Source organism: Sphingorhabdus sp., from assembly GCF_044239665.1.
Classification (GTDB): domain Bacteria; phylum Pseudomonadota; class Alphaproteobacteria; order Sphingomonadales; family Sphingomonadaceae; genus Sphingorhabdus_B.
Window position 1 is genome coordinate 14,792 of record NZ_JBIIBA010000022.1, and the last position, 24,490, is coordinate 39,281.

Genomic DNA, 24,490 nt, shown 5'->3' on the forward strand with positions numbered 1-24,490 from the left:
TTATCGCGGAAGGCGGAGCGTAAACATTGCGCCTCCGCCTTCCGCATCTCCGACGGTGAGATCGCCCCCCATCGCCTGAGCCAAACGGCGCGAGATATATAGGCCAAGGCCATTTCCGCCATCGCCTGTCCTACCCAATCGTTCAAATTTGATGAATATACGCTCCCGGTCTGCCGCACATACGCCGCTGCCTTGGTCGGAGACGGTTATAATAGACCAATCGGGTTCAGCGCGGATGTCCAAGCTTACCTCGGTTCCGTCTGGCGCATAACGGATAGCGTTTGTAACCAAATTTAGCAGGGCTTGCAGGACACGTCTAAATTCTGCGGTGGCATGCACCTGCGTTATGTCGTCCGGGACTTTCACATTGATACTATGTCAGCGGCTTTAAGAGCTAGCAGCCCAGCCACGCGCCGCGCCATATCGCCAAGTTCAATTCTATCGGGCGCAGTGGTAAATCCGGGCCTTTCCACAGCTTCTAAATCACCCAGATCTTCGACCAGAGCCGTGAGGTGGCGTGCAGCATTGGATATATCGCGCGCATATGTGGCGTAATTATACCGAACGGGTCCAAGAAGTTCATTTCCGATTGTGTCGGCATTCGCGATGATGCGGCTTAACGGCCGATGTAGAATGGGCGTAAGATTTTTCCCAAAGACAAAAGCGGGATCGACGAGTTGCGATCTTTTATATCCGATGGAAGCGCCTGCGGGGGCCTTAGAAATATATAATGTATAGCCCCTATAGGCGCCAGACACGCTGATGTCCGGTTCGCCCCATAACAACATATCGTTATTTGCATGTAAACTGACGCTTGACCGGTCAATTACAGTGAATTTTTCAAGGTCACGAAGATATCTGTCTCCTGCATCCCCAAAGAGCCGCGTGACGACATATCGCGCGCCGCAACCGAAATCTTGTCGATGGATGACATCGCCCACTGGGCCAGTTGCACGGACCAAACGCAAAGCTTGATCAAAGTGAAGCGTCATGGTCTCATCCATGACGCTTGCCCAGTGCAGCTTCACTGATGGATCAGGGTTTCGTGCCGTTTTGCTCCGCCAACTTAAAATGGCGATACGCACATTCTCGCCTGCTGGTTCCGCTTCTACCCACAGCTCAAAATTGTCGGTGCCATCTGACACGATCAGTGCGCGGGCCAAACGCATTTGAAGGCGGGAAACAATCTGGACCAGCCCGAATAAAGCGGGACAGGCAATGATGCCGCCGCGCGTTCCGCCGGCACGCGCATGCAAATTGGCCAGCCTATCGTCCGCGCGCAGCAAATGGCCGGCACGCGACAATTCACCCGTAACGGGAACTGACGAGATCGCCGTAATGGTCATTTCAGACCAAATGTTAAAAGCGAAAGCCGCGATGCCGACCAGGATGCGACCGTATTCAGCGCGTCTTGCCTGCTGATTCTGTCATAATTTGCTTCAAATATCGCGGCCTCACGCGGGGCAAGCATTTGACAACGGACATCCAGCAATATCGGCAAAGCAGCAGCTTTCGTTATGCCCATAGCTGCGAGCAGGATCATGAATGCCACCGCAGATTCAAAATCTATGATCCGCAATATATGGTCATGTTCCAAATTCAGTTCCGCACTCAATTGAGCGACAAAAAGATGCACGCCGCATGTCGCCGGGTTTAAAAGGTCACCGCGCAGTTCATCTTTAAGGAAATGAACGATTTTGCGAGCTGCGGCCGGTGCCGTGCTGGCCTCGTCATATAAGGCGATAAGGGCGTGGGCGGACCGTATAACATCTTCAGAACGCGCACCTTGCGACACCTCAAGCGCGGCGACGACACGCCAGCAGCTTTTGTACATAAGTTCAGGGGTCAGGTTTAGAAAAGTCCGCCCCTCGGCCCGCAAGTGCAGACTATCGGCGGCGAGTAGTATTTGTGCGGCATCTGCAACTTGGCTGTCGGGATGGTCCAACAACTTCGTGACAAATACCGGTTGGCCTTCGCCAAGACGATCATTTATCTTATCCTCCGCCACCCGCGCCATGGCAAACTCCACCAAAGCCGTTTCGCGTAAAAAGCCAGACCGAACCAACAACGGCCATGTCTTCGGCTCGCGAGCCTTGCCAGCAAGCTTTACTTCAATATCACGCACAAGTTGCAGCAGCTTGACCGAAACAGCGCTAATCGTCGCTTCTGAGGGAGAAAGCGTCGCAGATGGAAAAACAATGGCCGCCACATCAAGGCACAGGGCGTCAACGTCGCGCGCATGTGCGGTCGCGATTGTAAGCAAATCTTCGTGGTGGCCAAGCGGTAGATTCAACGCCAATCCCATATGGTTAACAACCACAGCTATAGGGATATTGGGTTAACGCGGTTTTAAACTTCGTTTGATTTTTTTCCTTCGGCGTCGCGCTTCTTGTTAGCGATTATCAGGACGCTAAGTTGGAACACCATAATCCATTGTAATACCGAAATTATTCCAACGGTGGCAGCGCCAATGATAGCTAAAAATGCCAAAGTAGCAGGGGAATGCAGCAACTGTTTCGCCCAGCTTGGAATGACCATTTTGTGGGAAAGATATGCGATTGAAGCCACTGCAAACGCAGCGAATAAGCCATTGTTCTGATCGGGTGTCGCGACATAAACGCTACCGAACATGGCCAATATAATCAGCGTCCAAGTGACAACCGACAGGTTTTGTATGTGATCACTGCCATCTGCATCATCTGTTGCCGCCAAACGTAGTGCGTTCGCAGCAATAGATAGAAATGCCGCGACACTTGCCGCCATTGCTTGGTTTCCAAGCCCCAAGGCAACGGCCGCCAACGCTATCACAGGGCTTGCGAATTTAGTCGCGGTTACGGCCGTCGGGCTCTGCCAGATAAGCGGCACGAGACGGGCAAGGATTGGCCCGAACACATATGCCTCAATATACCCTGCCCTGCTTGCCACACGTCGCCGGAGTATCTGGCGATTCAGTTCCGAAAAATCCTGCGCGCCCGTCAGAACGGTTAGCGTGCCATTTTCAACATGCTGTTGTGACAATGGACGGAACGGAACCTTAGCCAGCAACGCCTGCCGCAGCAGGGACGATATGATGCTCCAGTCCTCTGGCAGGTCACGCAGCATGGCAATGGCGTCATATCCAACAATCGATACACCAGCCCATCTTGTATTGATATCCACACGTTCAAACGCGCGATTTTCGTCACGACCATCGATGGTTGCGATGAAATTCTCGTTGGATTTTAAAAGCGTTTCAATCAAACCCAGTTGCACATACAACTGTCCTGATTGCACCCAAATGCGATCATCAGCGTCGATGTAACGCAGAATATCCGAGCCAGTACGGACAAAATCGACCGTCAGTTTGCGGAGGCGACAACGGTCGGCCAGCGCGGTTAACGCGCCGTCGATATTTTCGACTTCAATCAGGAACCTTTGGATACCAGCGCGCGCGAGCGTCATTATCTGATATTCAATCAAGGATTGGCCAGCCAAGTCCGAACGCACATTACCGGTCGCCATATGCTGTTCGCTGCCATTATCGCCCGCGACGGAGAGCAAAGCGATTGTCGGAAAAATCGGATTTCGAACGGAAGGCATCCTCCCGATATGAATGTTACGGCGATTTTGCCAACAGAAATATATGTTACCCACCTATTTACGCGCGATAATGCGCTCAATTGCGATAATATATTTGCCATAAGGGGAGCAAATATGCCCTCGCCCACGGCCATTTCATTTCCGTTTCTACAATTTGATAAGTTTGCGTTTCTCTCGCCGAATAATGTGTTAAATAGGGGCTATGACTACACGCTCCAAAATCGTCGGCCTGAACCGCGAAATCACTGAATCCGATCAAGAAACGGCCTTGCCGCCTATTGACAGCAACGCCCAAGACGCTGCTGAAGATGATCAAGCAGCGGCCTATGATTATGATGATGTTGCGGACGAAACGTCGCACCGCTTAGGTGTCGGACGATTTATTGCCCCGACCCTGCTGTTGATTGCGTTCGCCGGATGGTCCGCATTTTTTGCGCTGACTTATTGGTCTGAAGCGCAATCCGCCATGAACAATGATCGGGTAATAACGCTGATCGCGACTTGGGCCATGCCTACGCTTTTAATTGCTGTCCTGTGGTTGCTGGTCATGCGCAACAGCAGTCGGGAAGCCATGCGCTTTGGCCGGGTCGCAAACCTGTTGCGGACCGAAAGCGATGCGTTGGCCATACGGATGCGGACGGTTAACGAAGAAATATCCCTCGCGCGCCAATTTCTGTCGCAAAATGCGCGAGAGCTCGAAACATTGGGTCGCCAGTCTTCAAAGAAGCTGACGGACTCTGCGCAGATGTTATCGGCCGCTCTTGCCGATAGCGATCAAAAGGCAAAGACGCTGGAAACGGTGAGTAACGCCGCCAATATGAATTTGGAGCAACTCCGCAAGCATTTACCCGTGGTCACAAGCGCGGCCAAAGATGTCAGCAACCAGATCGGAAGCACAGGTAATGATGCCCAAGTTCAGATTAAGACGCTGATTGCTGCCCTTGAACGCGTCAGCGAGGCGGGTAAGTCGGTAAACGATTATATCGAGAATGTCGAAACGCGCGTGGATGATTTTTCCATCCGGCTAGAGCAATCCTTGGGTAACAGTGTGAAGCTGCTCGATGATACGAGCAGCCAAGCGCTCGACCGAAGCGCCGAAATGGCGACGCTGATGAACAGCGCTGCAGAAGCGATTTCCAATGGCATCGCGCAGACATCAAGCGATGTCGACACCCTCATTACCGGCAGCAAAGCGCAAATCCTATCCAACCTTGCCGATCTGCGTCGGGCTTTAGGTGACATAGAAGCCCAATCCAATCAGGAAGAAGCGCGCATTCAGGCCATGATTGCGAATATCAGCGAACATATTCAAAATAGTGCCGCACAGATTTCAGAGATTGACCGCGCGGCCACTGACCAGACGTCTAAACTTGCCTTTGCCGTCTCGGCGCTTGATCAAAGCACCCGTTCGTTGGGCAGCGCCCTGTCTGACAATCAATCAACCACAGCCGACTTGCTTGACCAATCGGACAAGTTGATTGGATCCCTTAACGCGGCCAATATGGACATAAGCCATAAAATTCCCGCCGCGATGGATAGCGTAAATGCGCGCATGACACAGGGCATAGAGCAAGTGAACGCAGCTCTTGCCGCCGCGGAAGCGCTGGACAATATAAGCGACGGAACGCTTGATAAGCTCAATAATATTGAGCAGTTAATCTCTGCGCAACATGACGCGGTTGGCGCGCTTATGGCCGAGAGCGATGCACATTTTGCCGCACGCCATGACCAAGTGGACGCCCTCGGCGCTGCGCTCAAGCAAACGCAGGCTCTGCTGCAAGACATGTCGGATCAAGCAAATGACAGCTTGGTAACGTCCTTGCTGCGCGTGCGTGAAACAACGCGCGCTGCGGCAGAAAGCAGCCGCAAGATCCTCGATGAGGAACTGGCGCATATCGCCGATCAGTTGACCGAGCAAAACCGCGCAGCATTGGCCAGTGCACTGGATGCGCAAGTCGCGTCAATGAACGAGGCTGTGCAAGAAGCCATATCGCGCAATATCGAATTGTCGCAAACCGCCTCTTCCTTGGTGACCAAACAACTTGGCGAGCTCAACGACATGACGACGAGCCTTGAAAGCCGAATTGCAGATACGGTCAACAGCTTTGAATCTGTCCAAGATGAGAGCTTTGCCCGCCGCATGGTGATTTTGACCGAATCTTTGAATTCGACCGCTATCGACGTCACCAAAATATTATCCAACGACGTGACCGATACCGCGTGGGCAGCCTATTTAAAGGGCGACCGAGGTGTGTTTACCCGTCGCGCCGTGCGCTTGTTGGATTCGCGTGAGGCAAAGATCATCGCCAAACATTATAGCGATGACAACATGTTCCGCGAACATGTAAACCGTTATGTGCATGATTTCGAAGGCATCATGCGCCTATTGCTCAGCACGCGCGATGGCAACGCGATCGGCGTCACCTTGCTGTCGTCGGACATTGGCAAGCTGTACGTGGCGCTAGCGCAAGCTATTGAGCGACTGCGTAAATAAGCTTTAAACGGGCGGGTTAAACAATCCGTCGAAACTGTCGCGGTTTATCCAGCCATAGCTGTAATTGGCGTAATATAACGCAAACAAAGCAGCCGAAAGCATTGTCGTTCTGAGCAATATCGTGCGGGGCTGAAAATTGCCCGGCGCACTATCTGCCTGCCCCGGGATTTTTGCCAGGCCTAATTCGTCATGCGTACGTACGCCGATGGGCAAGATGACGAACGCCGTCATCACCCAAAACAGCAGATAAATGGCAATAATCGAGGTCCAAGTCATACGGTCTCCACAATCAAAACATCCACAATCGGTTTCTTACCCGTCCAGCTTACCGCCACACGGCGCACAGCCAAACGCACAGTTTCGCGCAACTTGTCATAATCACCGCGATGGTCCTTCACCGCCTTAACAGCAGCGGCAGTCGCTTCTTCCAGAAAATCGTCCAGATCTTCTTCAATCGGCACACCATGCATTCGGATCTCAGGGTTGCCGAGCATCCGGTCTTTAGCATCCAGCGCGAAGGCGACTGAAATCAAACCATACCATGACAGGCGGCGCCGTTCATTCAATGTCGCGCCATCAGCGGCGATGATGGTGTCCCCATCAAGGATCAAGCGGCCAGTGCGTTCCTTGCCGATGATTTTAGGTTCGCCCGGCGCAAGGCGCACCACGTCGCCATTGGACTGAACCACGGCCTTTGGCACGCCGTGCGCCCGCGCAAACCGCGCCTGTTCGGCCATATGCCGACGCTCGCCATGGACGGGAATGAGGATTTCTGGCCGAATCCAATCGTAAAGCGCGGCAAGTTCCGGCTGCCCCGGGTGGCCCGATACATGGACATGCGCCTGCTTTTCAGTAACCGTCAGGATGTTACGTTCGGCGAGCTTGTTCATGATTACACCGATGGCGATTTCATTACCCGGTATCTGCTTCGATGAAAAAATAACCGTATCGCCTGCTTCCAGCTTCACCGGATGATTGCCCTCGGATATGCGCGCCAAAGCGGCGCGCGCTTCGCCCTGCCCGCCAGTGGCGACCACGATAACGTCGTGACGTGGGAGGCTATCGACGCTCTCCATATCCACCGTCTTTGGCATATCTTTTAGATAGCCATTGGCCTGTGCGGCTTCAATAATCCGGTGGAGCGAGCGCCCTGCGAAACATAAGGTGCGACCGCTCTCGCGCGCGACTTCGCCCAGGGTCTGCAACCGCGCGGCATTAGAGGCGAAGGTTGTGACAACGACCCTGCCCTTCGCGGCCTTGACGGACTTGAGCAAATCATCCTTCACGCTGCCTTCACTACCGCTGGTTTCTGGATTGAATACGTTGGTGGAATCGCAGACCATCGCCAACACTTTGCTATCGCCAATGGCGGTCAACGCGTCTTGGGTCGACGGCGTGCCCAATACAGGGCGCGGGTCCAGTTTCCAGTCCCCCGTATGGAAAATTTTCCCATAAGGCGTGTTGATCAAACAAGCGCTCATTTCGAGGATTGAGTGTGCCAAGGTGACCAATTTAAAGTCGAATGGCCCCAAGGAAAACGCGCCTTCCATCGGGATCACGTTGAGTTCCACAATGTCGGCAATGCCTTCTTCTTCCAGCTTGCCGCGGATGAGCGTTGCCGTGAAGGGTGTGGCATAAAGTGGCACGCCCAAGTCAGCGGCAAAATAAGCTACGGCGCCGATATGGTCTTCATGGCCGTGCGTCAGGACAATACCCAAAAGGTCGTCCTTACGCTTTTCAATAAATTCCAAATCAGGCAGAACAAGGTCAATGCCGGGATATTCCGAATTCGCAAATGTAAGGCCCAAGTCGACCATCACCCATTTGCCCTGACAACCGTATAAATTGACGTTCATTCCAATTTCATTGGACCCACCAAGGGCAAGAAAAAGCAGTTCATTTTTTGGGGTCGTCATGAGTTAATGTCTCTATTCCTGTATAAAAGCGCCAGCCCCCGCAGCGTCAAATCGGGCTCTACCCGGTCAAATAAATGGCCATGTTGCTGAAACAATATGGCCAAACCACCGGTCGCAATGACCGATACCGGCTCGCCAATTTCAGCTTTCATCCGTGCGAGTATCCCTTCGATCATCGCCACATAGCCCCAATAGATGCCAATCTGCATTTGTCCAACAGTCGTTGTGCCAATGACGCTTTCATTTGGCGGTGGTTCGATTGCAATTCGCGGCAACATGGCTGCCGCGGCATAGAGTGCATCAAGTGACAGATTAACGCCCGGCGCGATGCTGCCCCCGCGATAAGAACCATCTGGCCCAATATAATCAAAGGTGGTGGCTGTGCCAAAGCTGATGACGACCTTATGCCCGTCGGCCAAGGACTGCGCCGCAATGGCGTTCACTGCGCGATCAGCGCCAACGGCGTGCGGTTCCTTTACACGCAAGGGGATACCCCAACCAACGCCTCCGCGTCCGGCAACTAAGGCCTCACACCCAAAATAGCGCGTCGCGAGCAACTGCAGATTGTGCAAAGCACGCGGCACAACCGTGGCGATAATGACCGCTTTAACATCATTGCGGCGAAAGCCGGCCATTTGGATCAATTGATCCAACCATACGGCATATTCATCCGACGTCCGGCGCGCATCGGTCGCAATGCGCCATCGGTGCAATATTTCGCCTGCGTCATCGACCAATGCAAATTTCACATTGCTATTACCGGTATCAATCGCGAGCAGCATAGCCCACCCCTGCTAGATTAGAAAAACATCGGCGGCGTGAATGGCACGAATTGAACCATCCGCCAAGCGAAGCCGCAACGCACCATCATCATCCAGCCCGGAATAAAGGCCATCCACTTCCTCACCATCAGGCAGTTTTGCCGATAAGGCAGTGCCGCGAGGATGGGCGTGCGCGTCCCAATGCCGAATGATATTGCTCAACCCTGACTGCCGCCAGACATTGAGATAGCGCGCGAACGTCTCAGCCACGATCTCCAATGCTGTCTGCGCGTCAGGCGGCGTTGCGCCAAGCGTCAGCAGGTCAGACACCTTCCGGTCCAGATTTTGCGGGTGCCAGACCAAGTTAAGGCCAATGCCCACCACCACTGCATCTGCCGCACGCTCCAACAATATGCCGCATAACTTTGATCCATCATGCGCCAGAATGTCATTCGGCCATTTCAGGATGATATCAACTTGGGGCGCCATTTGTCGGACTGCGTCATACACCGCCACCGCTGTTACAAAAGCAAGACTCGCCGGCAAAGGGTCCGTATCGCGCAAGCGCACAATGGAACTGGCAAAGAGATTCCCCTTTGGGCTTTCCCAAACACGGCCAAGTCGTCCACGCCCGCCATCTTGCGCATCTGCGCGAAGCCATAGCCCTTCGGGCGCGCCTTGCGCCGCCCGGATTAAGAGGTCCGCGTTCGTTGACCCAGTGAGCGCAACCTCTTCAAAGATGGGCGTCAGAACAACGCCCTCGCGGCATAAGCTGTCAAAAGGCCAAGCGCAGGTATCGCGAAATAGCCCAAAGGTGAGTTCGCAGCGGCCAATAGGCCACCGGTCCAGACGAGAACCTTATCATCGCTTTCAACAATCACATCCGCAGCATCATCAAAATACATGACTTTGACGACCTTCAGATAATAAAATGCGCCAATCACCGACGCTGTGATGCCGATGACGGCCAGTGGCAACAGGCCAGCGGCCACAGCGGCGTTAAACACCACGAGCTTGCCCCAGAAACCGAATAAAGGCGGAATACCCGCAAGGCTGAACATGAAAATGGCCAACGCAGCAGCCAAGGCCGGACGCGTCTTGGATAGGCCAGATATGTCGGCAAACTCTTCACGATAGCCGCCGTCCTTATCCTTCAACTGCATCAGGCAGACAAAGCTGCCTAGGGTCATGGCAACATAGATCACCAAATAGACCAGCATCGCAGAAATGCCCTGCTCCGTTCCGGTGGCTAGGCCAATCAGGATGAAGCCGACATTGTTGATCGAGCTATAAGCCATCAGGCGCTTCAAATTTTGCTGACCAATGGCCCCAACTGCGCCGATGATGATCGACATCAACGCAACGGCGATAATGATTTGCTGCCATACCAATATTTGCGAACCAAATGCCTCAAGCACGATGCGGATCGTCAGTGCGATGGCGGCAACCTTTGGCGCGCTCGCGAAGAAGGCGGTCACGGGCGTAGGTGCGCCTTCATACACGTCCGGCGTCCACATGTGGAACGGCGCGGCGCTTATCTTAAAGGCAAGGCCAGAGAGGATGAATACAATGCCGAAAATCAGGCCGAGGCCGACTTCCGCATCCATGGCCGCGCCGATAGCAGCAAAGCTTGTCGATCCTGCAAAGCCATATACCAAAGACGCGCCGAACAGGAGCATGCCGCTGGCGAGTGCGCCAAGGACGAAATATTTCAGCCCTGCTTCTGCTGAACGCCCGTCCGAGCGCACAAAGCTGGCGAGGACATAAGCGGACAAGCTCTGCAACTCTAGACCGATATACAGAGAAATCAGGTCGGTTGCCGAAACCATCACGCCCATGCCAACACAAGACAACAGGATCAGCACCGGATATTCGGCCCGCATAGCCCCCGCATTTTCCAAGAAGCGCGGCGCAATCATCAACGAGATCGCGGCCGCAATGAAGATCAGTATCTTGGAAAAATTGCCGAAGGAATCATTGACCAAAAGGTCATCAAAGGCTGATGAATTTGTGCCATTCATCATATAGCTAATGACGAATGCGGCAGCGGCACCCAGCGCGGTAACCGCCAATATGCTGATCAGGCGACCGGCCTGTTCACGCCACGCAGCCACAAGCAGCAAAGCAAGTGCAGAAAAGCTCAAGACGATTTCTGGACGAACCAGAGAAAGAGAGGCGTTCAGTTCCATTATCAATGGCTCCCCTCAGCCAAGTTTTTTTCCGGACCATGCACCACACGATAACGTGCTGTTGTCGGGTCGACTAATTTCAGCTTGCTGTCACCAACGGGTGCCGCACGTTCAATGCGGGCGACAATCGTTGCAACGTCGCGGCGAATGGGTGCCAAGAATGTTTCAGGATATACGCCCATCCACAAAACCACGACAGCGATCGGCGCGAGCAACCACATTTCACGGCTATTAACGTCCGCCATTGCGGCAGCATCGGCATTGACCTGCGGCCCAAATGCAATGCGGCGGTAGAGATACAACATATAGCCAGCGCCAAGGATAATGCCCGTAGTCGCAATGAATGTGGCCCAAGTAGAAACCTTATACGCGCCAGCCAGAGCCAAAAACTCGCCCACAAACCCGCTAGTGCCGGGCAAGCCTACACTTGCCATCGTGAACAGCATGAACAGCAAGGCATATTTGGGCATATTGACGCTGACGCCGCCATAACGGCTGATCTCACGCGTATGCAGGCGATCGTAGATGACGCCGACGCACAAGAAGAGCGCGCCCGAAACGAGCCCATGGCTCAACATCACGATGATCGCGCCTTCGATACCTTGCTGGTTGAATGTGAACAGGCCAACGGTCACAATCGCCATATGCGCAACCGAGGAATATGCGATCAGCTTTTTCATATCCTGCTGCACCAATGCAACAAGCGAGGTGTACACCACGGCAACCATCGATAGGCCAAAGACCAATGGAATGAAGTCAGCGCTTGCCTCCGGGAACATCGGCAACGAAAAACGCAGGAAGCCGTAGCCACCCATTTTAAGCAGCACGCCAGCCAATATGACTGAACCGGCGGTGGGTGCCTGAACATGGGCATCGGGCAACCAAGTATGCACTGGCCACATGGGCATTTTCACGGCGAAAGATGCGAAGAATGCGAACCACAGCCATTTTTGGGCTTCTGCCGGGAAGTCGGTGTTCAGCAAGGTTGGAATATCTGCCGTGCCCGCAAATTGGATCATCCAAAGCATCGCGATCAACATCACGAGTGAGCCAAGCAAGGTGTAGAGGAAGAATTTGTACGACGCGTAGATGCGGTCCTGCCCGCCCCAAATGCCGATGATGAGATACATTGGGATCAGGCCAGCTTCAAAGAAGATGTAGAATAGCAACAAATCCTGCGCCGCAAAAACGCCAATCATCAGCGTTTCCATCAGCAGAAACGCCGCCATATATTCGCCAACGCGCTTTTGAATGGATACCCAGCTTGCACCAATACAAATGGGCATCAGGAATACCGACAGCATAATCAAAGTCAGCGAAATGCCGTCAATGCCAAGCCGCCAGCCAATGGGGCCAAACAAGGTCGCGCTTTCGGTAAACTGCCACTGCGCGCCCGCTGGATCATAATTGATCCAGAGCACGACACCAAGCAGCAGGTTCAATAATGTTGCGGACAGCGCAATGATGCGCGCAAGCTCAGCACGGACAAAAAGGCAAATTGCCGCTGCGACCACCGGAATGGCCAGCATGATCGAAAGTACAGGGATATCCGCGGCGTTCATTACACTCTCACCATCATCCAGCTAACCGCGATGACTAAGCCAAGAAGCATCACAAGCGCATATGTATAAAGATAACCCGACTGCATTCGCACAGCCAATTTGCTTCCAAAGGACACCAAGGCCGCCGAACCATTTGGACCAAAACGGTCAATGATACCGATGTCGCCTTGCTTCCAGAACAGACGCCCGAACCAAAAAGCGGGGCGTATGAAAACGAAATTATACAACTCGTCAAAATACCATTTGTTGAGGAAGAAACGGTAGATTGGCCCAAAGGTCGCCGCCAGACGTTGTGGCGCATCTTCCGATCGCTGATACATGAAATAGGCCGTCGTCAGACCAATGAGCATGGCCACCGTCGACGACAATTTCACCCACAAAGGCACTTCGTGCATGGCATGCATCAAATGCACGTTGAAATAGAGCGTGCTGCTTGCCCAAAACGCTTGGCCCGCTTCTGCATTGATAAACGCCTTGTGGAAGACAAAGCCTGCAAAAACGGCGCCGATGGTCAACAGCGCCAAAGGTGTAAGCATCGACCATGGGCTTTCATGGGGATGATAGCCCGCCGTGCCGTCACTGGCCCCGGCATGCGCATGTGGATCATGGTCGCTATGATCACGGTGATCATGGTGATCATGCATCGCGTGCTGAATATGTTCCGACTGATCCCAGCGCGGCTTTCCAAAGAAGGTTAGGAACATCAAACGCCAGCTGTAGAAACTCGTCAGCAAAGCCGCGATCACGCCGATGGCAAAGCCATACATATGATAGGTGGACTCGCTCGCAAATGCGGCCTCGATAATCGCATCCTTGGAATAAAAGCCTGCAAATCCGCCGACACCCAAAATACCAACGCCGGTTATTGCCAACGTGCCCGCCATCATGGCCCAGAATGTCAGCGGGATATGTTTCCGTAAGCCGCCATAATAACGCATATCCTGTTCATGGTGCATCGCATGGATCACCGAGCCAGCGCCCAAGAACAACAACGCCTTGAAAAATGCATGCGTGAACAGATGGAACATGGCCGCACCATAAGCGCCAGTGCCAGCAGCAAAGAACATGTAACCCAGCTGGGAGCAGGTCGAATACGCAATAACGCGTTTGATATCGGTCTGCACCAGGCCAACTGTGGCGGCAAAGATTGCAGTCGTCGCGCCAACGATCGTGACAACATCGAGCGCGAATTGGCTGGTTTCAAACAAGGGGGACAGACGGCACACCATGAACACGCCTGCGGTCACCATGGTCGCTGCGTGGATCAGCGCCGACACAGGTGTTGGACCTTCCATCGCGTCCGGCAACCATGTGTGCAACCCAAGCTGCGCCGATTTGCCCATAGCGCCAATGAACAGCAATATGCACAGCAAGCTCATGGTATCCACGCGCAAGCCCAAAAAGCCGATGCTTGATCCGACCTTATCCGGAGCGGCGGCCAATATTTCCGGAATGGAAACGGTGCCAAATAACCAGAATATGCCAAAAATGCCGAGCATGAAGCCAAGGTCGCCAACGCGGTTGACGACAAATGCCTTGATCGCCGCCGCATTTGCGCTGGGTTTCTTATACCAAAAGCCAATCAGCAAATAAGACGCAAGACCAACGCCTTCCCAACCGAAGAACATCTGCACCAAATTGTTGGCAGTCACCAACATCAACATCGCGAAGGTGAACAGCGACAGATAGGCAAAGAAGCGCGGCTGATCTGGATCTTCCTCCATATAGCCCCAGCTATAGAGATGGACGAGCGCCGATACGCTGGTGATGACGACGAGCATGACGGCCGTCAGCGCATCAACGCGCAATTCCCAATCAAAACTTAGATCACCCGACTGCACCCATGTCATCACGGGTTGGACATAAGCGGTTTCACTGCCGTTCAGGAAACCGATGAAGATCGGCCAGCTCAGGAAGGCGGCAATAAACAAACCAGCGGTTGTGATCGTCTTCGCCGCCAGTGCACCAATAACGCGCTGGCCTAGCCCTGCGACAAGCGCAGCCAAAAGCGGCAGGAAAACAATGAAATGGATTGCAGTCACTGGATGTTACCCTTTCATCCGGTTGACGTCATCAACGGCAATCGTGCCGCGGCCACGGAAATAAATAACCAATATCGCAAGGCCAATCGCGGCCTCGCCCGCTGCAACGGTCAAAACGAACATCGCGAAAATTTGCCCGGTCAGGTCGCCCAAAAACACGCTGAACGCCACCAGATTGATGTTCACCGCAAGCAATATGAGCTCAATTGCCATCAGGATGATGATGACATTTTTCCGGTTCAGGAAAATCCCAAGCACGCCCATGACGAACAATATGCTGCTGACGACGAGATAATGTTCGATACCAATCACTGGCCCGCTCCAATCCAAATTGCGTCATCCTGAACTTGTTTGTCATCCTGAACTTGTTTCAGGATAACAGTCGGCAGTGCGTTGTGCTGAAACAAGTTCAGCATGACGATAGGCGTGATATTCACAGCTCAATCCCCTGCCCGACGGGCTGATTAACATTACGCGTCGCGTCTTGCGGACGTCGCTTGACTTGGCTGCTGATATTCTGGCCGCGCGTGCCGTGGCTGCGGCGATGCGTCAGAACAATTGCGCCGACCATCGCGACCAACAAGATCAACCCTGCAGTTTCGAATAAGAACACATATTTGCTATACAGCAAGGCGCCAATGGCCTCGATATTTGGCACCGTTGCCGATACCGTCGCGTCCCCAACCTCAGGCGTGCCAAGCTTCACGGCACCGGCCTGATACGCACCGATGCCAAGCACCAACTCAGCCACCAAAACCACCGCGAGCAACAGGCCCAGCGGTACGTTTTTGACAAAACCCGCGCGCAATTCGGCAAAATCAATATCAAGCATCATGACGACGAACAGGAACAAGACCGCGACCGCACCGACATAGACAATGACTAACAACATCGCGATGAACTCTGCACCGATCAGCACCATAAGGCCTGCTGCGTTGAAGAAGGCGACAATCAACCACAGCACGCTGTGCACCGGATTGCGCGCGAAAATGACCATCGCGGCAGACGCGATGACGATGCTTGCGAAGACATAGAAGGATACAAGTTGGATCACGATGGGTCGCCCTTAACGATAGGGTGCATCGGCGGCAAGGTTCGCGGCAATTGCCCGTTCCCATTTCGCGCCGTTGTCGAGGAGCTTGGCCTTGTCGTAGAGCAATTCCTCACGCGTTTCTGTTGCGAATTCGAGGTTCGGACCTTCGACAATAGCATCGACGGGACATGCCTCTTGGCAGAAACCACAGTAAATGCATTTGGTCATATCAATGTCATAGCGCGTGGTCCGGCGGCTACCGTCCTCGCGTGGTTCGGACTCGATAGTAATCGCGAGTGCAGGACAAACGGCCTCACATAATTTGCACGCGATGCAGCGTTCTTCACCATTGGGATAGCGACGCAGCGCATGCTCACCGCGAAAACGTGGGGAAAGCGGGTTCTTCTCGAACGGATAGTTGATCGTCGCCTTTGCCTTGAAGAAATATTTCAAGGTCAACATATGTGCCTTGATAAATTCCCACAAAGTGAAGCTTTTGATGAGATGCGTGATCATGGTCATGCGAAATGTCCTGTGAACATAAGATAGCCGCTCACCAAAAATACCCAGAATAATGAGATTGGCAGGAATACTTTCCAGCCCAGACGCATCAATTGGTCATAACGGTAGCGCGGCACAGTTGCCTTCACCCATGCAAAGATGAAGAACATCAAAAGGATTTTGGCAAAGAACCAGATGATACCTGGAACGGCGTACAATGGCGCCCAGTCAACAGGTGGCAAATAGCCACCCCAGAAGAGGATCGCGTTCAGCGCGCACATCAACAGGACGTTGGCATATTCGCCCAACCAGAACAAAGCGAAGGACATGGAGGAATATTCGGTTTGATAACCGGCAACCAATTCGCTTTCCGCTTCGGTCAAATCGAACGGCGCACGCGCAGTTTCCGCCATTGAACTGATGAGGAACATCACCGCAATTGGGAACAGCAAGGGGTTGAAGGCATAAGCGTTGATAAAGCCAAAGATATGCCCACGTTGCCCCTCAACAATGCCGCCAACATTGAAGGTGCCCGCCCAAAGGACGACGCAGATCAAAATGAAGCCAATGGACACTTCATAGGAAATCATCTGCGCAGCGGCGCGCATCGCGGAATAGAATGGATATTTGGAGTTGGAGGCCCATCCGGCAATCACCACGCCGTAAACGCCCAAGCTGCTGATCGCCAGAATGTAGAGCAAGCCAACATTGATATTGGACAGCACGACGCCATCGGCAAACGGGATAACTGCCCATGCCATTAATGCGACGGTGAAAGTGATGATCGGCGCGATCAAGAACAAGCCACGGTTTGACGCGCTAGGGATGATGGTTTCTTGCAAGAACACCTTCAAACCATCGGCAAAGGATTGCAAGATGCCGAAAGGCCCAACGACATTGGGACCCCGACGTAGTGCGAAAGCAGCCCATAACTTACGTTCCGCATAAATGATCATCGCCACCGCCAGCATCAGTGGCAGCGCAATAAGCAATATGCCCGCAATGGTCGCGGTGAACCATGCGGCCTCGTAACTCATACCGAGATTTTGGAAGAAGGATGTCATGATATGGTCACCCAACGCCCCGTAGCGTCATGCTGAACTTGTTTCACCCCTGGTGACTGACGTTCCAGCATCCATCGTGCAGCACATACAGCCGCAGAAAGGCAAAATGGACCCTGAAACAAGTTCAGGGTGACGGTGGATGTTAGAATTGAGTTAGCGCTCGTCATTCCGCCGCCTCCAAAAATTGCGTGCCATGCACCAATTCCGCCGAGCATTTCTGCATCGTTTCGGACGCGCGGCAAATGGCGTTGGTCAGGTAGAAATCCTTAATCGGATAATCAACAATCTTGCCGCTTACATCCGCAGGTAGCGATGGTTCCGACCAACCATAATCCGCCAGCGCTTCAACGCCTAAAGCAGGTACGGCCTTCGCCATTTCAGCGCGCAAGGCGTCGAGGCTGTCAAATGGCAGGCGCTTGCCCAAAACATCGGAAAGCGCCCGGAATATCGCCCAATCTTCGCGCGCATCGCCCGGCGGGAACACCGCACGCTCGCCGCGTTGAACGCGGCCTTCCAGGTTCACATAAGTGCCCGATTTTTCGCTATATGCTGCGCCTGGCAAAATCACGTCCGCATGATGCGCGCCCTTGTCGCCATGATGGCCGACATAGACTTTGAAGCTATCCGCAAACAGGCTGTAATCCACCTCGTCCGCCCCAAGGAAAAACGCCAGCTTCGGCTGAGCCGCCGCCAACTTCTTGATGCCGCCGTCATGCGCGTAGCCAAGCATGAGGCCGCCCATCCGCGCGGCGGCAAAGTGCAGAACGTTGAACCCGTTCCAGCCATCACGCACCAGCTTATACTTTTTGGCCAACGCCAATGCCGCACCGTGGACACCATCGTAACGCAGCGCGCCACCGCCGACGATAATCGCCGGACGTTCAGCAGTCTTCAACGCATCTGCCAACGCCTTAGGCGCCTTTGTCAGCGCGCTGAGCTCATCGCCTAGCCACTCAACCTTATAGGTCAGGTCGGTCACGGGACCGATGGCAAACACCTTTGCCCCCCGCTTGCGCACTGCCTTTTGGATGCGCGTGTTCACCAATGGCGCTTCACGCCGCAAATCGCTGCCGACCAATAAAATCACATCGGCATTTTCTATGCCCGCGATCGTCGTATTGAAATTCACCGCCGAAAGCGACGATGTGTCATAAGCAAGTCCCGTCTGGCGGCCTTCTAACATCGACTTGCCCGCCAGTTCGCGCGCGGCAAACATGGTTTCGCAATCGACCTGATCACCTGCCAGCACCGCTGCTTCGCCGTTCCAATGCGCATTAATTGCGTCAAAGGCCTTGGCCCATTCTGCCGCAACCAGCTTCCCATCCTTGCGGATATAGGGCTTGTCCAATCGGCGATGCGTCAGGCCATCAACGGCATGGCGTGTTTTGTCCGACGCCCATTCTTCGTTCACATCGTCATTGATACGCGGCAAGGCGCGCAATACGGCCCTGCCCCGGCTGTCGAGACGGATGTTGGTGCCAACGGCGTCCATGACGTCGATGCTTGGCGTCTTTTTCAATTCCCAAGGACGCGCCTCAAAAGCATAAGGCTTCGCGGTCAAGGCACCGACGGGGCAAAGATCAACAACATTGCCAGAAAGCTCGCTTTGCATGGCGTGCTCGAGATAGGTCGTGATTTGCATATTTTCGCCGCGACCAATCGCGCCTACTTCTTCGATGCCAGCCACTTCTTCGGCAAAACGGACGCAGCGGGTGCACTGAATGCAACGCGTCATCACCGTTTTGACAAGCGGTCCCATATATTTTTCGGTAACCGCACGCTTATTTTCCTCAAAGCGCGAGACACCGCGACCATAAGCTACGCTTTGGTCCTGCAGGTCACATTCGCCGCCTTGGTCGCAGATCGGGCAATCGAGCGGGTGGTTGATGAGCAAAAACTCCATCACCCCTTCACGCGCCTTTTTGACCATCGGCGTGTCGGTGCGGATGATCTGGCCTTCTGTAGCTGGCAAGGCGCAAGACGCCTGCGGCTTTGGTGGCCCGGGGGCAACCTCCACCAAGCACATGCGGCAATTGCCCGCGATGGACAGCCGTTCATGATAGCAAAAGCGCGGAATTTCTTTCCCCGCCATCTCGCAGGCTTGCAACACAGTTGCGCCTGCAGGAACTTCGAGTTCGAGACCGTCTACAGTGACTTTAGGCATGTTTATTCCGCCGCCTCCAACATATTGTCGCCCTTGGCTTCGTGAATCCGCCGCTCCATCTCGGGACGGAAATGCTTGATCAGGCCTTGGATTGGCCACGCTGCTGCATCGCCTAATGCACATATGGTGTGGCCTTCGACCTGCTTGGTCACATCATACAAGGTATCAATGTCGCCAATTTCGGCATCGCCCGTGCGCATTTTTTCCATCACGCGCCACATCCAACCTGTGCCTTCGCGACAGGGGGTGCATTGGCCACAGCTTTCATGCTTGTAGAAATAGCTCAATCGCGAAATCGCGCGCACGATATCGGTCGACTTATCCATTACGATAACCGCCGCCGTGCCAAGGCCGGAGCCAACAGCCTTACAGCCGTCAAAATCCATCGGCACGTCCATCATCATGGCCGCAGGGACCAATGGCACTGACGATCCGCCGGGAATGACCGCAAGCAAATTGTCCCATCCGCCACGAACGCCGCCGCAATGCTTTTCAATCAGCTCGCGAAACGAAATGCCCATTTCTTCTTCGACAACGCATGGCTTTTCAACATGGCCGGAGATTTGGAACAGCTTGGTGCCATGGTTGTTTTCGCGACCAAAGCTTTTGAACCACGCCGCACCGCGCCGCAGGATCGTTGGCACGACCGCGATACTTTCGACATTGTTCACTGTCGTTGGGCAACCGTAAAGCCCTGCGCCCGCCGGAAATGGCGGCTTCAGTCGCGGTTGGCCTTTTTTGCCCTCAAGGCTTTCGATCATCGCGGTTTCTTCACCGCAGATATAGGCGCCCGCGCCGCGATGGACGAAGACGTCAAAGTCATAGCCCGACTTTGCGGCATTCTTGCCCAGCAGTCCTGCGGAATAGGCCTCAGCGACGGCTTTTTCGAGGATGTTTGCTTCGAAAATATACTCGCCGCGAATATAGATATAAGCCGCACGCGCGCGCATGGCGAAGCCAGCGATCAGCGCGCCTTCAATCAGCTTATGCGGGTCATGGCGGATGATTTCGCGATCCTTGCACGAACCGGGTTCAGATTCATCCGCGTTGATGACCAAGAAGTTGGGGCGATCGGGCGTCGGTGCCTTGGGCATGAAGCTCCACTTCATACCCGTTGGAAAGCCTGCACCGCCACGACCGCGCAGGCCGGAAGCTTTCACTTCCTCAATAATCGCATCCTGCCCGACCTTCATCAGGTCAGCGGTCTTGTCCCAATCACCGCGCGCCTGCGCCGCCTTCAGGGCAAAGTCCTGATAGCCATATAGATTGGTAAAAATGCGGTCTTTGTCAGCCAAGCTCATGCACTTACTCCAATGGCCATGCCACCTAACAGGAACCACGCACCGCCGGCGACCAGCAGACCAATAACGGCTAGCTTAATGACGCCCTTAAGCAATTTCCACGCGACGAACGCGGCGATAAGAATGCCGATGAGAGGGAGAAATTCCATTATTTTGGTCCCCCAAATACCGTTTCGTCGTCCTGAACTTGTTTCAGGATAACGAGCGGCAGTGCGTTGTGCTGAAACAAGTTCAGCATGACGAGAGGTGAGATGACAAACATCAATATTCCCCCCGATAATCATGGTTCTTGTCCACCATCGCATGCAAGGTCGTTGCACCGCCATAAGGCTCCACCGTGTGCCGGCCCGGCAATTGCGTGCCAATCTTCGGCTGCTTGCCCTCCGCCAAGTCGTTGAGAATAGCAGTCATACTGTTATAATCGAGATCTTCGTAATTGTCGTCGTTGATCTGCACCATCGGTGCAGACGCACAATTGCCCATGCACTCGACTTCGGTCAGCGTGAACATGCCGTCGGCTGTCGTCGCACCTTTCATTAGGCCATGTTTCTTGCACGCCGCCATAATATCATCCGACCCGCGCAACATGCAGGGCGTCGTTCCACACACTTGCACATGATAACGGCCCACGGGCGCGAGATTGTACATCGTGTAGAAGGTCGCGACTTCATATGTCCGCATATAAGGCATGCCGAGATAGCCAGCGACATATTCGATCACCGGCACTGGCAACCAGCCTTGAGTCTGCGTTTCTTCGCCTACCTGGCGCTGTGCCAAGTCAAGCAGCGCCATCACGGCCGATTGCTGACGTCCGGCAGGATAGCGGCCGATATACATATCGGCTTTGGCCTTATACGCTGGCGAAAAGGCAAAGCTGCCCCATTTCGCTCGGGTTTCGGCCTCGTTGGGGATTGCTACTGAATCAGCCACCACACACTCCGTCACCCTGAACTTGTTTCAGGGTCCATTTATCCGCACGCTCAATTTTTGAAATCGAACGCAATGTTTCCGATTCAGTTTTCCCACTGCACGCGCCGGATTGGCTGTACGATGGACCCTGAAACAAGTTCAGGGTGACGCATGAAGAGTGCGGAGGATTTGTCATCGCACAAACTCCACGCGACTGACTTTATCACCTTTAAAACTATAAATCGCTATAACTTCAAAGGGTTCGGACGATGCTGAGCGATACACTTTTTCGTGCAACACCGCATAATCGCCCAAGGCATAATGCGCCAATATCTCGGCCCTATTTTCTGGAAATTCAGCAAACATCGCTTTCAATCCCGCACGAATGCCCTCTTTCCCGTCGCGTACAACGGCCCCACGATATCCCGCCTCGGCGGCATCATCGGTCATCAAGGCCACATATGCGTCCGCATCTTGCGCATTATAATGCGCAATCATCTGCTGCGCGATAGCCACGCGCGCGCTCATGACCGGAAACCTCCAAGCGACAGCGATTGAACTGCGCCCCTTACAATTTCAGGAAAATGCGGATCAGCCATGTGCTTCTTTCCGTCCCCAAATCCGTCCGATATATGCGCCAAACATCATGGCAGCAGCGGTCGAACCCACTTCCTTTGCCGACACCTCGGCATGAAATAGATAGAGATAGGCCGCGACCAACGCGATCGAACCGAAGGCCGCAGATGCCAAAAACATAAGCTCGCGTGTCATCACCGGTCACACTCCCCAAACACGATGTCGAGCGCGCCCAATATGGCCGTCGTATCCGCCAGCATATGTCCACGGCTCATGAAATCCATAGCTTGCAGGTGCGAAAAGGCTGTTGGACGAATTTTGCAGCGATAGGGCTTATTAGTGCCGTCGGCGACCAGATAGACGCCGAACTCGCCCTTGGGGCTTTCGGTGGCGACATAGACGCTGCCTGCAGGGACTTTGAAGCCTTCGGTGTAGAGTTTGAAGTGATGGATTAATGCTTCCATCGATTGCTTCATTTCAGCGCGCTTGGGCGGGGCAATCTTGCGATCGTCGCTGCACACCGGACCTTCGGGCATTTGTTGCAAACATTGCTTCATGATGCGGACCGATTGGCGCACTTCTTCGACGCGGACCATGAACCGGTCGTAGCAATCGCCGCGCGTGCCAACTGGAATATCAAATTCCATCCGGTCATAGACGTCATAAGGCTGGCTCTTGCGGATATCCCACGGGATGCCCGCGCCACGGATCATCGGGCCGGAAAAGCCCCATTTGATTGCGTCTTCCTTTGATACAATCGCGATATCGACATTGCGTTGCTTAAAAATACGGTTGTCGACCACCAGCGACATCGCATCCTCGAACAAGCGTGGCATGCGGTCATCCAGCCATTCGGCAATGTCGGTCAAAAGCTTCAATGGCACATCTTGATGCACGCCGCCTGGACGGAACCATGCAGCATGCATACGCGCACCGCTGGCGCGCTCGTAAAAGCCCATAATGTCTTCGCGGATTTCATACAGCCATAAAGGCGGCGTCATTGCGCCAACATCGATAATGTGGTGCGCGATGTTCAACGTGTGGTTCTTGATCCGCGTCAGTTCCGCAAACAATACGCGCAGATATTGCGCGCGCAGCGGCACTTCCAAATCCAACAATTTCTCGATCGCAAGCACATAGCTATGCTCCATCGCCATCGGCGACGCATAATCCAACCGGTCAAAATACGGCAAAGCCTGCAAATAGGTTTTATATTCGATCAGCTTCTCGGTGCCACGGTGCAAAAGGCCGATATGCGGGTCAAGCCGCTCGACGATCTCACCGTCCAGCTCCATCACCAAGCGCAAAACGCCGTGCGCCGCAGGGTGCTGCGGCCCGAAGTTGATCGTGTAATTCTGAATGACTTCATCGCCAGTAGTAGGCGCGAGATCTTGCTGCATGCTCATAGCACCAACTTTCGACAATAAACGGCGTCATCCTGAACTTGTTTCAGGATGAAGAGCGGCAGTACGTTATGCTGAAACAAGTTCAGCATGACGAAAGGGGGAAGTGCAATACTCATGCCTTGTCACCCGTCGCCTTTGGCTTGCGCACGCTGCGCTTGACCGCTTCTTTGTTTGCAGCCTTACCGGCGCCAGTCTGCGTCGCGGTATCGGTAGTTTTGGGTGTAGGCGGCGGCGCGTTGTTGCCGGTGGCCTCGCCGTTTTTCTCATCGCCCGGCAGGACATAATCCGCCCCTTCCCAAGGGCTCAGAAAGTCGAAATTGCGGAAATCCTGCGCCAATTGCACGGGTTCATATTTCACGCGCTTTTCTTCTTCCGAATAGCGCAGTTCGACATAGCCCGACAGCGGGAAGTCCTTACGCTGCGGGTGTCCGGAAAAACCGTAATCGGTCAAAATGCGGCGCAAATCGGCGTTGCCGGAGAATAATACGCCATACATGTCGAAAACTTCGCGCTCCAACCATCCGGCGACTGGCCAGATACTGGTAACCGACGGCACCGGATGATCTTCATTCGTGGTCAGATGCACGCGAATACGGTGATTTTTAGTGAGGCTCAGCAGGCAATAGACAATCTCAAAACGCGGGTCACGATCCGGCCAATCAACGCCAGCAATTTCCATGAGCTGCTGATATTCGCATGCATCACGCAGTTGAAGCATGCACTCCACCAACGCATCGCGGTGAATGTGCACGGCAACTTCCCCATTGGCTTCTTCAATAGAAACCATATGCTGACCAAGCACTTTTGAAATTACTTCAATCATGCCATCGGGCGTCTTAATGAGGGGCGCAGAATGGGTCACCGTTCGATAGTCCCTGTCCGGCGGATTTTGCGCTGCAACTGCATGATACCGTATAGCAACGCTTCGGCAGTTGGCGGGCATCCGGGAACATAAATGTCTACCGGCACAACACGGTCGCATCCGCGCACAAC

24 protein-coding genes and 1 pseudogene are annotated in these 24,490 nt (G+C 53.9%); 1 reads left to right on the forward strand and 24 read right to left on the reverse strand.

Annotated elements, in window-relative coordinates:
* From ACILP3_RS07750 to ACILP3_RS07765, 4 genes are read right to left on the reverse strand one after another with little or no spacing between them, the layout of a single operon-like run.
* Complete coding sequence (locus ACILP3_RS07750) at positions 1-366, reverse strand: sensor histidine kinase (RefSeq protein ID WP_395616084.1); 366 nt, start codon at positions 364-366, stop codon at positions 1-3.
* On the reverse strand, positions 363-1,346 hold the full coding sequence (locus ACILP3_RS07755; RefSeq protein WP_395616085.1) for a hypothetical protein: 984 nt from the start codon (positions 1,344-1,346) through the stop codon (positions 363-365). Before ACILP3_RS07755 ends, ACILP3_RS07750 begins: the two co-directional genes overlap by 4 nt.
* Positions 1,343-2,299 carry a hypothetical protein gene (locus ACILP3_RS07760; RefSeq protein WP_395616086.1) on the reverse strand — a complete coding sequence of 319 codons (957 nt, stop codon included), beginning with the start codon at positions 2,297-2,299 and terminating at the stop codon, positions 1,343-1,345. Before ACILP3_RS07760 ends, ACILP3_RS07755 begins: the two co-directional genes overlap by 4 nt.
* Before the next feature lie 50 nt (positions 2,300-2,349).
* Positions 2,350-3,579 (reverse strand): hypothetical protein, encoded by a 1,230-nt coding sequence (locus tag ACILP3_RS07765; RefSeq protein ID WP_395616087.1) that lies wholly within the window; start codon positions 3,577-3,579, stop codon positions 2,350-2,352.
* Positions 3,580-3,781: 202 nt separating this feature from the next.
* On the opposite strand from ACILP3_RS07765, the gene ACILP3_RS07770 reads away from it, so the two are divergent.
* On the forward strand, positions 3,782-6,073 hold the full coding sequence (locus ACILP3_RS07770; protein WP_395616088.1) for a hypothetical protein: 2,292 nt from the start codon (positions 3,782-3,784) through the stop codon (positions 6,071-6,073).
* A 3-nt stretch (positions 6,074-6,076) separates the two neighbouring features.
* On the opposite strand, the gene ACILP3_RS07775 is transcribed toward ACILP3_RS07770, so the two are convergent.
* The 20 genes and pseudogenes from ACILP3_RS07775 to ACILP3_RS07870 form a co-directional block, all read right to left on the reverse strand.
* Positions 6,077-6,349 (reverse strand): DUF1467 family protein, encoded by a 273-nt coding sequence (locus ACILP3_RS07775; protein WP_395616089.1) that lies wholly within the window; start codon positions 6,347-6,349, stop codon positions 6,077-6,079.
* Entirely contained in the window at positions 6,346-7,989 is a 1,644-nt protein-coding gene (locus ACILP3_RS07780) for a ribonuclease J (protein ID WP_395616090.1), read from the reverse strand. The genes ACILP3_RS07775 and ACILP3_RS07780 overlap by 4 nt, the downstream gene beginning before the upstream one ends.
* Positions 7,986-8,771, reverse strand: a complete 786-nt coding sequence (locus ACILP3_RS07785) for a type III pantothenate kinase (protein WP_395616091.1) — start codon at positions 8,769-8,771, stop codon at positions 7,986-7,988. Before ACILP3_RS07785 ends, ACILP3_RS07780 begins: the two co-directional genes overlap by 4 nt.
* A gap of 12 nt (positions 8,772-8,783) precedes the next feature.
* Positions 8,784-9,599, reverse strand: coding sequence for a biotin--[acetyl-CoA-carboxylase] ligase (locus tag ACILP3_RS07790; RefSeq protein WP_395616106.1), 816 nt, complete (start codon positions 9,597-9,599; stop codon positions 8,784-8,786).
* Positions 9,497-10,939 carry an NADH-quinone oxidoreductase subunit NuoN gene (gene nuoN / locus ACILP3_RS07795; protein ID WP_395616092.1) on the reverse strand — a complete coding sequence of 481 codons (1,443 nt, stop codon included), beginning with the start codon at positions 10,937-10,939 and terminating at the stop codon, positions 9,497-9,499. Before nuoN ends, ACILP3_RS07790 begins: the two co-directional genes overlap by 103 nt.
* Positions 10,940-10,941: 2 nt before the next feature.
* Positions 10,942-12,501, reverse strand: a complete 1,560-nt coding sequence (locus ACILP3_RS07800) for an NADH-quinone oxidoreductase subunit M (protein ID WP_395616093.1) — start codon at positions 12,499-12,501, stop codon at positions 10,942-10,944.
* Positions 12,501-14,543 carry an NADH-quinone oxidoreductase subunit L gene (gene nuoL, locus ACILP3_RS07805; RefSeq protein ID WP_395616094.1) on the reverse strand — a complete coding sequence of 681 codons (2,043 nt, stop codon included), beginning with the start codon at positions 14,541-14,543 and terminating at the stop codon, positions 12,501-12,503. Before nuoL ends, ACILP3_RS07800 begins: the two co-directional genes overlap by 1 nt.
* A gap of 6 nt (positions 14,544-14,549) precedes the next feature.
* Positions 14,550-14,855, reverse strand: coding sequence for an NADH-quinone oxidoreductase subunit NuoK (gene nuoK, locus ACILP3_RS07810; RefSeq protein ID WP_125230259.1), 306 nt, complete (start codon positions 14,853-14,855; stop codon positions 14,550-14,552).
* A 121-nt stretch (positions 14,856-14,976) separates the two neighbouring features.
* Positions 14,977-15,597: an NADH-quinone oxidoreductase subunit J gene (locus ACILP3_RS07815; protein WP_395616095.1), complete on the reverse strand. Its 621-nt coding sequence runs from the start codon at positions 15,595-15,597 to the stop codon at positions 14,977-14,979.
* Between the two features lie 12 nt (positions 15,598-15,609).
* Positions 15,610-16,098 carry an NADH-quinone oxidoreductase subunit NuoI gene (nuoI, locus tag ACILP3_RS07820; protein ID WP_395616096.1) on the reverse strand — a complete coding sequence of 163 codons (489 nt, stop codon included), beginning with the start codon at positions 16,096-16,098 and terminating at the stop codon, positions 15,610-15,612.
* The gene (nuoH, locus tag ACILP3_RS07825) at positions 16,095-17,141 is read right to left on the reverse strand and encodes an NADH-quinone oxidoreductase subunit NuoH (RefSeq protein WP_395616097.1); all 1,047 of its coding nucleotides are present in this window, start codon (positions 17,139-17,141) and stop codon (positions 16,095-16,097) included. The genes nuoI and nuoH overlap by 4 nt, the downstream gene beginning before the upstream one ends.
* A gap of 163 nt (positions 17,142-17,304) precedes the next feature.
* Entirely contained in the window at positions 17,305-19,305 is a 2,001-nt protein-coding gene (gene nuoG / locus ACILP3_RS07830; protein ID WP_395616098.1) for an NADH-quinone oxidoreductase subunit NuoG, read from the reverse strand.
* A gap of 2 nt (positions 19,306-19,307) precedes the next feature.
* Positions 19,308-20,606 (reverse strand): NADH-quinone oxidoreductase subunit NuoF, encoded by a 1,299-nt coding sequence (gene nuoF, locus ACILP3_RS07835; protein WP_395616099.1) that lies wholly within the window; start codon positions 20,604-20,606, stop codon positions 19,308-19,310.
* Entirely contained in the window at positions 20,603-20,755 is a 153-nt protein-coding gene (locus ACILP3_RS07840; RefSeq protein ID WP_395616100.1) for a hypothetical protein, read from the reverse strand. The genes nuoF and ACILP3_RS07840 overlap by 4 nt, the downstream gene beginning before the upstream one ends.
* 112 nt (positions 20,756-20,867) lie before the next feature.
* Positions 20,868-21,536 (reverse strand): complex I 24 kDa subunit family protein, encoded by a 669-nt coding sequence (locus ACILP3_RS07845; protein ID WP_395616101.1) that lies wholly within the window; start codon positions 21,534-21,536, stop codon positions 20,868-20,870.
* 171 nt (positions 21,537-21,707) lie between these two features.
* Positions 21,708-22,043 (reverse strand): nuclear transport factor 2 family protein, encoded by a 336-nt coding sequence (locus ACILP3_RS07850; protein WP_395616102.1) that lies wholly within the window; start codon positions 22,041-22,043, stop codon positions 21,708-21,710.
* Between the two features lie 63 nt (positions 22,044-22,106).
* Positions 22,107-22,286 carry a hypothetical protein gene (locus tag ACILP3_RS07855; protein WP_395616103.1) on the reverse strand — a complete coding sequence of 60 codons (180 nt, stop codon included), beginning with the start codon at positions 22,284-22,286 and terminating at the stop codon, positions 22,107-22,109.
* On the reverse strand, positions 22,286-23,491 hold the full coding sequence (locus tag ACILP3_RS07860; RefSeq protein WP_395616107.1) for an NADH-quinone oxidoreductase subunit D: 1,206 nt from the start codon (positions 23,489-23,491) through the stop codon (positions 22,286-22,288). The genes ACILP3_RS07855 and ACILP3_RS07860 overlap by 1 nt, the downstream gene beginning before the upstream one ends.
* A gap of 118 nt (positions 23,492-23,609) precedes the next feature.
* The gene (locus ACILP3_RS07865; protein WP_395616104.1) at positions 23,610-24,359 is read right to left on the reverse strand and encodes an NADH-quinone oxidoreductase subunit C; all 750 of its coding nucleotides are present in this window, start codon (positions 24,357-24,359) and stop codon (positions 23,610-23,612) included.
* A pseudogene (locus ACILP3_RS07870) lies at positions 24,356-24,490 on the reverse strand (NADH-quinone oxidoreductase subunit B); the annotation flags it as partial. The pseudogene ACILP3_RS07870 and the gene ACILP3_RS07865, both read right to left, overlap by 4 nt.

Excerpts from the sequence above, each read along its gene's own strand:
- ACILP3_RS07755 (WP_395616085.1), bottom strand. The coding sequence starts at position 1,346 with ATGACCATTACGGCGATCTCGTCAGTTCCCGTTACGGGTGAATTGTCG.
- ACILP3_RS07765 (WP_395616087.1), bottom strand. The coding sequence starts at position 3,579 with ATGCCTTCCGTTCGAAATCCGATTTTTCCGACAATCGCTTTGCTCTCC.
- ACILP3_RS07770 (WP_395616088.1), top strand. The coding sequence starts at position 3,782 with ATGACTACACGCTCCAAAATCGTCGGCCTGAACCGCGAAATCACTGAA.
- ACILP3_RS07775 (WP_395616089.1), bottom strand. The coding sequence starts at position 6,349 with ATGACTTGGACCTCGATTATTGCCATTTATCTGCTGTTTTGGGTGATG.
- ACILP3_RS07780 (WP_395616090.1), bottom strand. The coding sequence starts at position 7,989 with ATGACGACCCCAAAAAATGAACTGCTTTTTCTTGCCCTTGGTGGGTCC.
- ACILP3_RS07785 (WP_395616091.1), bottom strand. The coding sequence starts at position 8,771 with ATGCTGCTCGCGATTGATACCGGTAATAGCAATGTGAAATTTGCATTG.
- nuoN (WP_395616092.1), bottom strand. The coding sequence starts at position 10,939 with ATGGAACTGAACGCCTCTCTTTCTCTGGTTCGTCCAGAAATCGTCTTG.
- ACILP3_RS07800 (WP_395616093.1), bottom strand. The coding sequence starts at position 12,501 with ATGAACGCCGCGGATATCCCTGTACTTTCGATCATGCTGGCCATTCCG.
- nuoI (WP_395616096.1), bottom strand. The coding sequence starts at position 16,098 with ATGACCATGATCACGCATCTCATCAAAAGCTTCACTTTGTGGGAATTT.
- nuoH (WP_395616097.1), bottom strand. The coding sequence starts at position 17,141 with ATGACATCCTTCTTCCAAAATCTCGGTATGAGTTACGAGGCCGCATGG.
- nuoG (WP_395616098.1), bottom strand. The coding sequence starts at position 19,305 with ATGCCTAAAGTCACTGTAGACGGTCTCGAACTCGAAGTTCCTGCAGGC.
- nuoF (WP_395616099.1), bottom strand. The coding sequence starts at position 20,606 with ATGAGCTTGGCTGACAAAGACCGCATTTTTACCAATCTATATGGCTAT.
- ACILP3_RS07840 (WP_395616100.1), bottom strand. The coding sequence starts at position 20,755 with ATGGAATTTCTCCCTCTCATCGGCATTCTTATCGCCGCGTTCGTCGCG.
- ACILP3_RS07850 (WP_395616102.1), bottom strand. The coding sequence starts at position 22,043 with ATGAGCGCGCGCGTGGCTATCGCGCAGCAGATGATTGCGCATTATAAT.
- ACILP3_RS07855 (WP_395616103.1), bottom strand. The coding sequence starts at position 22,286 with ATGACACGCGAGCTTATGTTTTTGGCATCTGCGGCCTTCGGTTCGATC.
- ACILP3_RS07860 (WP_395616107.1), bottom strand. The coding sequence starts at position 23,491 with ATGCAGCAAGATCTCGCGCCTACTACTGGCGATGAAGTCATTCAGAAT.